Source organism: Chitinophaga sp. (genome assembly GCF_035564935.1).
Classification (GTDB): Bacteria; Bacteroidota; Bacteroidia; order Chitinophagales; family Chitinophagaceae; genus Chitinophaga.
Map to the genome: position 1 here is coordinate 1 of NZ_DATMTE010001027.1, position 8,255 is coordinate 8,255.

General features: G+C 47.8%; 7 protein-coding genes. 5 read left to right on the plus strand and 2 right to left on the minus strand.

Features of this window, described 5'->3' with window-relative positions:
• Positions 1–66 precede the first annotated feature (66 nt).
• The 4 genes from VN105_RS26645 to VN105_RS26660 all read left to right on the plus strand — a co-directional run bounded on the left by VN105_RS26645 (position 67) and on the right by VN105_RS26660 (position 4,451).
• A complete protein-coding gene (locus tag VN105_RS26645) occupies positions 67–453 on the plus strand; it encodes a DUF3127 domain-containing protein (protein ID WP_142684009.1) in 387 nt (128 codons plus the stop codon).
• Positions 454–591: 138 nt separating this feature from the next.
• Positions 592–2,151: an NAD(P)/FAD-dependent oxidoreductase gene (locus VN105_RS26650; RefSeq protein ID WP_325645981.1), complete on the plus strand. Its 1,560-nt coding sequence runs from the start codon at positions 592–594 to the stop codon at positions 2,149–2,151.
• A gap of 45 nt (positions 2,152–2,196) precedes the next feature.
• The gene (locus VN105_RS26655; protein WP_325645983.1) at positions 2,197–3,141 is read left to right on the plus strand and encodes an ABC transporter ATP-binding protein; all 945 of its coding nucleotides are present in this window, start codon (positions 2,197–2,199) and stop codon (positions 3,139–3,141) included.
• Positions 3,142–3,155: 14 nt separating this feature from the next.
• Positions 3,156–4,451, plus strand: a complete 1,296-nt coding sequence (locus VN105_RS26660; RefSeq protein ID WP_325645985.1) for an ABC transporter permease — start codon at positions 3,156–3,158, stop codon at positions 4,449–4,451.
• Positions 4,452–4,492: 41 nt separating this feature from the next.
• Here the strand turns inward: VN105_RS26660 and VN105_RS26665 are convergent, their stop codons facing one another.
• Positions 4,493–5,440, minus strand: a complete 948-nt coding sequence (locus tag VN105_RS26665; protein WP_325645987.1) for an NAD(P)H-dependent flavin oxidoreductase — start codon at positions 5,438–5,440, stop codon at positions 4,493–4,495.
• A 32-nt stretch (positions 5,441–5,472) separates the two neighbouring features.
• Entirely contained in the window at positions 5,473–6,465 is a 993-nt protein-coding gene (locus VN105_RS26670; protein ID WP_325645989.1) for a sugar phosphate nucleotidyltransferase, read from the minus strand.
• Positions 6,466–6,603: 138 nt separating this feature from the next.
• Here VN105_RS26670 and glyA point away from each other — a divergent pair, with 138 nt between their 5' ends.
• Positions 6,604–7,881: a serine hydroxymethyltransferase gene (glyA, locus tag VN105_RS26675; protein ID WP_325645991.1), complete on the plus strand. Its 1,278-nt coding sequence runs from the start codon at positions 6,604–6,606 to the stop codon at positions 7,879–7,881.
• The last annotated feature ends 374 nt before the right edge of the window (positions 7,882–8,255 follow it).

Below are 8,255 nucleotides of genomic sequence, written 5' to 3' on the forward strand. Positions count from 1 at the left end.
AAATATTTGTCCGCACTAAGTCGAAAACCTTATCTTTGACCCTTCTGAATTTAAAATAATTTTTCTATGAGTTTTGAAATTACCGGAAAGCTGATTGTGAAGTACAACACGGTGCAACGTAGCGAAACTTTTAAAACAAGAGAGTTCGTTATTGAGAAGTCTGACGACATCAATGGCCGTGTTATCAACAACTATATAAAGTTTCAGTCGGTGCAAGACCGCACTGGTATTGTAGACCGGTTCAATGAGGGCGAAAACGTTAAAGTTTATTTCAATATCAAAGGCACCAGATGGGAAAAAGATGGTAAAGTGAATTATATCACCAACCTGGATGCATGGCGTATGGAATCTGTTATGGCAGCACCTGCTCCGGGCGCAGATCCAATGCCTAATTACAATACTCCTCAAATGCCGGCCAGCGGCGGAGATGGTGGCGACGACCTGCCTTTCTAAGCTGAAAGCATAAAAGCTGTTGAAGCGAAGACATAAGCGGATAAAATCCCCTTTGTGTCTTCGCTTTACTCATTTTTATACATTACCCCGTATTGCGTATCTTTGCCGCAGTTTTAGGATAAACACCTAACCGCTAACATGATACAGCAAATATCTCTCAAATTACTGCCGGCCGATGCCGCCTCCAATACACGTATTATTCAGCACGCCGCTGATGCCCTCAGCATAAAAACAACCACCATCACGGGATTCAACCTGCTGAAACGCTCTATAGACGCGCGTTCCAAACAAGTGTTCTTTGTTCTTACCATACAGGTGTTTGTGAATGAACCATTTGAAGAAAGGCAACATACCCATCCGGTATATCCTTCCCTGCCAGCCAATGCACCACAAGTGCTCATTGCAGGAGCAGGCCCCGCAGGACTCTTCGCAGCACTGCGGCTCATAGAAGCAGGCATAAAACCCGTTATACTGGAACGCGGTAAAGATGTACGCGCAAGGCGCCGCGACCTCGCTGCCCTTAATAAAACAGGTATCGTAAACCCCGACTCCAACTACTGCTTCGGCGAAGGCGGCGCCGGTACCTACTCCGATGGCAAACTATACACCCGCTCCAATAAACGCGGCGATATAAACCGCATCCTCAATATATTCGTCCACTTCGGCGCAGAAGACAAAATCATGATCGACGCGCACCCGCATATTGGTACCAACAAACTCCCGCATATCATCACCGCTATGCGCGAACAGATCATCAACAGCGGCGGAGAAGTGCACTTTGAACAAAAAGTAAGCGCCATACAAATCAGCAATGGCGCCGTTACCGGCGTACAAACCGCTACAGGACAGGTATTTGAAGGCAAACAACTCATTCTCGCCACAGGCCACTCTGCCCGCGATATATTTATCATGCTCCACCAGCAAAACATTTTGCTGGAAGCCAAACCTTTTGCACTTGGTGTACGCGTGGAACATCCACAGGAACTGATAGACAGTGCACAATACCATTGCAGCGTGCGGGGCGAATACCTCCCGCCTGCCAGCTACAGCCTCGTGGAACAGGTAGAAGGCCGCGGCGTATTCTCTTTCTGTATGTGCCCCGGTGGCATAATTGCCCCCGCAGCTACAGATCCGGGCGAACTGGTGGTAAACGGCTGGTCGCCTTCCAAACGGAACAACCCCTTCGCTAATTCAGGCATGGTGGTCACTGTAGATGAATCAGACTTCGCACCATTTGCACATCACGGCCCGCTTGCCGCCATGTACTTTCAACAGGCCGTTGAAAAACAGGCGTATCATGCAGGCGGCGGTAATTTCGTAGCGCCGGCACAACGTATGACCGACTTCGTGAATAAAAAAGTATCCGCTTCCCTGCCTGAATGCTCCTATGTACCCGGCCTTAACAGCGCCGACCTGCGCAGCGTATTACCTGGAGTGGTGCACCAGCGCCTCGCCGGCGCCTTTAAAGCATTTGGCCGCAAAATGAAAGGATATTATACAGAAAACGCAGTGCTGGTGGCTACAGAGTCCCGCACCTCTTCACCGGTGCGCATTCCACGCAACAACGATACGCTGGAACACCCGCAGGTGGCCGGCCTCTATCCCTGCGCAGAAGGCGCCGGGTATGCCGGCGGAATCGTATCTGCTGCAATGGACGGAGAACGCATAGCCGCTATCATCGCCGCAAAACTATCATAGAGATATTATGATTATTTATTGGGGATTAATCATTAATTTTTCATCATGAACCTACTGGAAGTTAAACACCTGAAAAAACATTATGAAACCCACATAGCGGTGGATGATGTAAGCTTTGATATACAACAGGGCAACATCTTTGGTTTACTGGGGCCCAATGGCGCCGGTAAAACAACCCTCCTGCGCATGATTACAGGCATCTTCTACCCGGATGAAGGCCAGATCCTTTTCAACGGACAAAAATTTGATCCCGAAAACGATGTACAGCACATCGGCTATATGCCGGAAGAAAGAGGGCTTTATAAAAAAATGATGGTAGGCGAACAAACCCTCTACCTCGCCCAACTCAAAGGACTTAGCCGGAAAGACGCTGTGCAGAAGATCAAATACTGGTTCGATAAATTCGATATCAACTCCTGGTACAACAAACGCGTGGATGAACTCAGTAAAGGCATGCAGCAGAAAGTTCAGTTCATCTCCACCATCCTGCACCAGCCCAAACTGCTCATCCTCGATGAACCCTTTTCCGGACTGGATCCCATCAACTCCAATCTCATCAAACAGGAAATATTCAACCTGAGCCGGCAAGGCACAACCATCATCTTTTCTACCCACCGTATGGAACAGGTGGAAGAGATCTGCGATCATATTATGCTGATCAACAAAGGCCACAAGATACTGGATGGCAGCATAAAACAAATCCAGCAGGACTTTAAACAGGGTCTCTTCAAAATAGGGCTGGGCATTATGCCTAATCCTGCACAAATGGCTACTTATCACTTTAATATTGTGCAAACACATGATAAGGCCTTTACCGTGAAAATGAATGAAGACAGCAGTACTAACGATATCCTGCTGCATTTCATCCGGCAAGACATTCCTGTTACGTATTTTGAAGAAATCCTGCCTTCTATCAACGAAGTATTCATCACCCAGGTACAGCAAACTGAAAACAGCAACGCACCCGTAGCTGCTTTGCCGCTAACCTGATTAACCTGCTACTTATGGAGAAAATCTGGCTCATCATAAAAAGAGAATTTTTTACCCGCGTACGTAAAAAATCATTTCTCATCACCACCTTGCTGGTACCATTGGCCTTTGCCGCTATGATCATTGTACCCATTCTGCTGTCCACCTCTTCCAGTGAGCACAAGCTCATTGCCGTGGTGGATAAGAGCGGGCTGTTTGAAAATAAATTCCCCGACTCCAAGGGTGTTTATTTCAAATATGTGCAAGATCAGCCGGTTGACAGTCTCAAGCTGCATTACAGCGAACTGGGATACGAAGGAGTCCTGTACATCCCCGATTTTGATATCAGCAGGCCATCGGGATTTGAGTTTTACAGCAGCGGCCAGGCAAGCATCACTATAGAAAACAGCATCAACAAGGATATCAACAGTATCATCGAAAAGAAACGCATGGAGCTGCGGGGCATTGACCAGTCAAAGATGGATGAGATCAGGTCTGATGTGGAAGTCACTTTTAAAAACGGGAAGGATGAAAAGAAAGGCAGCTCCTGGGTGGCCTATGGCGTGGGTTATGCCAGTGGGTTCATCATCTATTTTGTGCTCCTGCTGTTTGGCACCTCCGTAATGAGAGGTGTAATGGAAGAAAAAGTGAGCCGTATTGCAGAAGTAATGATCTCCAGCGTAAAGCCTTTCCAGCTGATGATGGGAAAAATTACCGGCATAGCGGCAGTAGGCCTGTTGCAGTTCTTTATATGGGGAGTGCTCATTACCGCCATCTATTCCCTGGTACCGCTGTTCTTTTCGCCTGAAAGTATGCAGGCTGCTGCCGCACAGGGCAACCCGGCCCAAACCGCTGAAATGATCCATAAAATGAGGGATGTGGTGGGCAGCATCAACTGGGCTTTGCTGGTGCCTTGCTTTGTATTATACTTCCTTGGGGGTTATCTCTTTTATTCCGCCTTATACGCCGCTATCGGCAGCCTTGTAAATGAAGATGCTTCCGATGTGCAGCAGCTCACTATCCCGGTAACAGTGCCTATTATCATTGGCATTATGATCATGATGAAGGCTGTACAGGATCCCGGCAGCCCGCTTGCTGTATGGGGCAGCATTATCCCGTTCACTTCGCCCATGGTAATGATGGCCCGCCTGCCTTACGGGGTTCCGGGCACGGTACCATACTGGCAACTGGGATTATCGTTTGTTTGTTTGATCGGCGGCTTTTTGTTTACCACCTGGATGGCCGGCCGGATCTACCGTACAGGTATCCTGATGTATGGAAAGAAGATCACGTTGAAAGAAGCCATGAAGTGGGTGGTGAGAAAACCATAATTTCCGCAGATGGTTACCGGGGCATTTGTTCCGGTAGCCATTCAGCTATCCAGGCTATTTAGCTGGCGGATAGTATTCCTGAACTCTGTCCATATTTCTTCCAGCACCGCCGCTGCCGGTTTGATATCATGTATCAGCGCACTAACCTGTCCTATTTCCAGTTCCCCTTCTTCAAGGTTGCCCTCAAACATGCCTGATTTCGCGCGGGCCCTTCCCAGCAGGGTTTTCAGCGCATCAACATCTGCGCCGCTATCCTCAGCCTGTTGTACCGCCTGGTAAAAGTTATTTTTGATAAGCCGCACCGGCGCCAGTTTCTTCAGGCTTAGCATGGTATCGCCCTCTTTGGCGTTTACCACTGCCTGTTTAAAATTTATATGGGAAGATGCTTCGGGCGTTGCTACAAAACGGCTGCCTACCTGTACCGCCGATGCCCCCAGGGCAAAAGCCGCTGCCATTGCCTTCCCGGAGCCTATGCCCCCGGCGGCAATAACCGGAATCTTTACCTGTTCGCATACCGCGGGGATCAGTACCATGGTAGTGGTTTCCTCACGGCCGTTATGACCGCCGGCTTCAAATCCTTCTGCTACTACCGCATCTACGCCTGCCGCCTCGCTTTTTAGTGCAAAAGCCGCACTGGATACAACATGCACTACTTTGATGCCGGCTGCTTTCAATACCGGTGTCCATGTTTTAGGATTCCCCGCAGAAGTGAATACAATTTGTACCCCTTCTTCCAGAATAATATTTATCAGCTGGTCGATATCAGGATACAGCAATGGCACATTCACGCCAAAAGGCTTATCAGTGGCTTGTTTGCATTTCTGAATATGCTCACGCAGCACCGCCGGGTACATACTCCCGGCGCCAATAAGGCCCAATCCACCGGCATTACTAACAGCACTGGCTAAACGCCATCCGCTTGCCCAGATCATACCGGCCTGGATCACAGGATATTGAATATTGAATAAGGAAGTGATACGGTTGTTCATAAGCGAATATACTATAGCTTGATGCGCCGGTATTATCCCAGGTCTATTTCTGTATTGTCGCCTATGTTCAGGCTCTGGCTCAATCCCCGGATATTGGCGTCGCTGCCTATCAGGGAGGATTTTAATACTACTTCATACAGGTTGCTGAAAGAACCGATGATCGAGTCTTTTACAATAGAGTAGTTGATCACCGTATTATCACCGATGGCCACATTAGGGCCTATAATGGCGTTTTTGATATTACAGCCTTCCCCTATGCTTACCGGTGGGATGATGATCGTATTTTCATATGGTAATACCGGGTTATTGGCCAGTTTATACTTTTTCAGCAGGATCGCATTTGTTTCCAGCAGGGTATCTTTCCGGCCGCAATCGAACCAGTTGGATACTTTAAAGCCGTTAAACTGTACGCCGTGCTCAATCATACATTCCAATGCGTCTGTAAGCTGAAACTCGTCGTGCGATTTTATCCTGTTGTCGATATTGCTTTGCAGGCATTCGTACAGTTGCTGCGTTTCCTTGATCTTGTACAGCCCTACCAGCGCGAGGTTCGACTTAGGGATCTGCGGTTTTTCCACTACGCGGGTAATCCTGCCCTGTTCATCCAGTTCCGCTACGCCGAAGTTACGCGGGTCATCTACTTTCTTCAGGCCCAGCATGGAGTAGGGCGAGGCGATCACTTCTTTAAAATCGCATTCGCAGATGGTATCTCCCAGTACAATCAGCACTTCATCATTTCCCACTACATCACGGGTAAGTGATAAGGCATGTCCGGTACCTTCGCGGCTGTTCTGCTGCACAAAGTGGCAGGTAAGCTGCGGGTATTTCTTTTCTACATAATGCTGGATCTTTTCACCAAGATAACCTACCACAAAAACAAATTCTGTGATACCCGCATCCACCAGCTGATCAATAATGATACTGAGAATGGTCCTGCCGGCTAAAGGTATTAATGCTTTAGGCTGTGTATATGTATGTGGACGAAGCTTGGTGCCTGCCCCTGCCACTGGTATTATTGCCTTCATTGAATGTTGTAGTTAGGATTAGCTATTGCTGCTCGAATGCGGCGAAATTAACATAAAAAGCGGAAAGCATAAAGCGTAAGGCTTTTGGCTTGCAATTGATCTGGCTTTCATTTATTTTTGCAGCAAATTTAAGGCAACATGCAAAGAGACCAGCAAATATTTGATTTAATCGGCCAGGAATTGGAGCGTCAGCGCCATGGCATCGAGTTGATCGCATCTGAAAACTTTACCAGCTTACAGGTAATGCAGGCGATGGGACATGTGATGACGAATAAATATGCCGAAGGGTATCCTGGCAGAAGATATTATGCAGGCTGCGAAATTGTGGACCAGAGCGAACAACTGGCCATCGACAGGGCAAAACAAATATTTGGCGCCGCTTATGTGAACGTACAACCTCACTCCGGCGCACAGGCCAATGCAGCTGTTATGCTGGCTATCCTGCAACCGGGCGATAAAATCCTGGGACTGGATCTGAGCATGGGAGGTCACCTCACCCACGGTTCTTCCGTAAACTATTCAGGAAAGCTCTACCAACCTCATTTCTATGGCGTTAACAAAGAAACAGGCCTGGTAGAATATGATAAAATGGAAGAAATAGCCAATCGCGAAAAACCCAAACTGATTGTTTGCGGTGCTTCTGCTTACAGCCGCGACTGGGACTACAAACGTATCCGCGAAATAGCCGACCAGGTAGGGGCCTTTGTGCTGGCTGATATAGCACACCCTGCAGGCCTGATCGCCAAAGGGCTGCTGAACTCACCGTTTGCTCACTGCCATTTCGTAACCACTACCACCCACAAAACACTCCGTGGTCCACGTGGCGGTATGATCATGATGGGCGCTGATTTTGAGAATCCATTTGGTCTGAAAACACCCAAAGGCGAAACCCGCCTGATGAGCTCTCTCATTGACACTGCCGTATTCCCTGGTATCCAGGGCGGTCCGCTGGAACATGTGATTGCCGCTAAAGCCGTATCCTTCTTCGAGATCCTGTCTGACGACTATACCGTATATGCCAACCAGATCCTGAAGAACGCACAATCAATGGCTAAAAGCTTTGTAGGCAAAGGATACGAGATCATTTCCGGTGGCACCGACAATCACCTGATGCTGATTGACCTCCGCAATAAAAATATCTCCGGTAAAAAAGCCGAACAAACACTGGTAAAAGCCGATATCACCGTAAACAAAAACATGGTGCCTTTCGACGATAAATCAGCATTTGTCACCTCCGGTATCCGTATCGGCGTTCCTGCCATCACTACCCGCGGCCTGAACGAAAGCCATATGGGCCAGATCGTTGACTGGATCGATGCCCTCCTCCTGGATGCTGACAATGAAGCGCTGATCTCCAAAGTAAGAGGCGAAGTGAATGCGTTTATGCAGCAGTTCCCGCTGTATCCTGAGTTGTAAGATCGCCTTCGGCGATTAAATTGTCTTGGAGCAGGATTACGCTGATTATACTGATTAGCCTGATTTTTATTTTTGAGTTTTATAATAAGAAGGGGAGATAGAAGCGGTATTGCTTTTATCTCCCTTCTTCGTTTAAGATCAGGCTAATTAGTGCAATTATTGGATCAAGACAATTTCCATCCTCCGAAGGCAATCCCAATCAGTTCATGCGCTTATCTCCCTTATTATCATCCTACTAAAAAATAAAATCAGGGTAATCAACGTAATCATCAAAATCAGTGTTCCAAGACAAAATCCGCTTCTATCTCCCTTCTTATTATAAAACTCCAAAAATAAAAATCAGGCTAATCAGTATAATCAGCGTAATCCTGCTC

Coding starts and splice junctions, on each gene's coding strand:
- VN105_RS26650 (WP_325645981.1), top strand. CDS start 592: ATGATACAGCAAATATCTCTCAAATTACTGCCGGCCGATGCCGCCTCC.
- VN105_RS26670 (WP_325645989.1), bottom strand. CDS start 6,465: ATGAAGGCAATAATACCAGTGGCAGGGGCAGGCACCAAGCTTCGTCCA.
- VN105_RS26660 (WP_325645985.1), top strand. CDS start 3,156: ATGGAGAAAATCTGGCTCATCATAAAAAGAGAATTTTTTACCCGCGTA.
- VN105_RS26665 (WP_325645987.1), bottom strand. CDS start 5,440: ATGAACAACCGTATCACTTCCTTATTCAATATTCAATATCCTGTGATC.
- VN105_RS26645 (WP_142684009.1), top strand. CDS start 67: ATGAGTTTTGAAATTACCGGAAAGCTGATTGTGAAGTACAACACGGTG.
- glyA (WP_325645991.1), top strand. CDS start 6,604: ATGCAAAGAGACCAGCAAATATTTGATTTAATCGGCCAGGAATTGGAG.
- VN105_RS26655 (WP_325645983.1), top strand. CDS start 2,197: ATGAACCTACTGGAAGTTAAACACCTGAAAAAACATTATGAAACCCAC.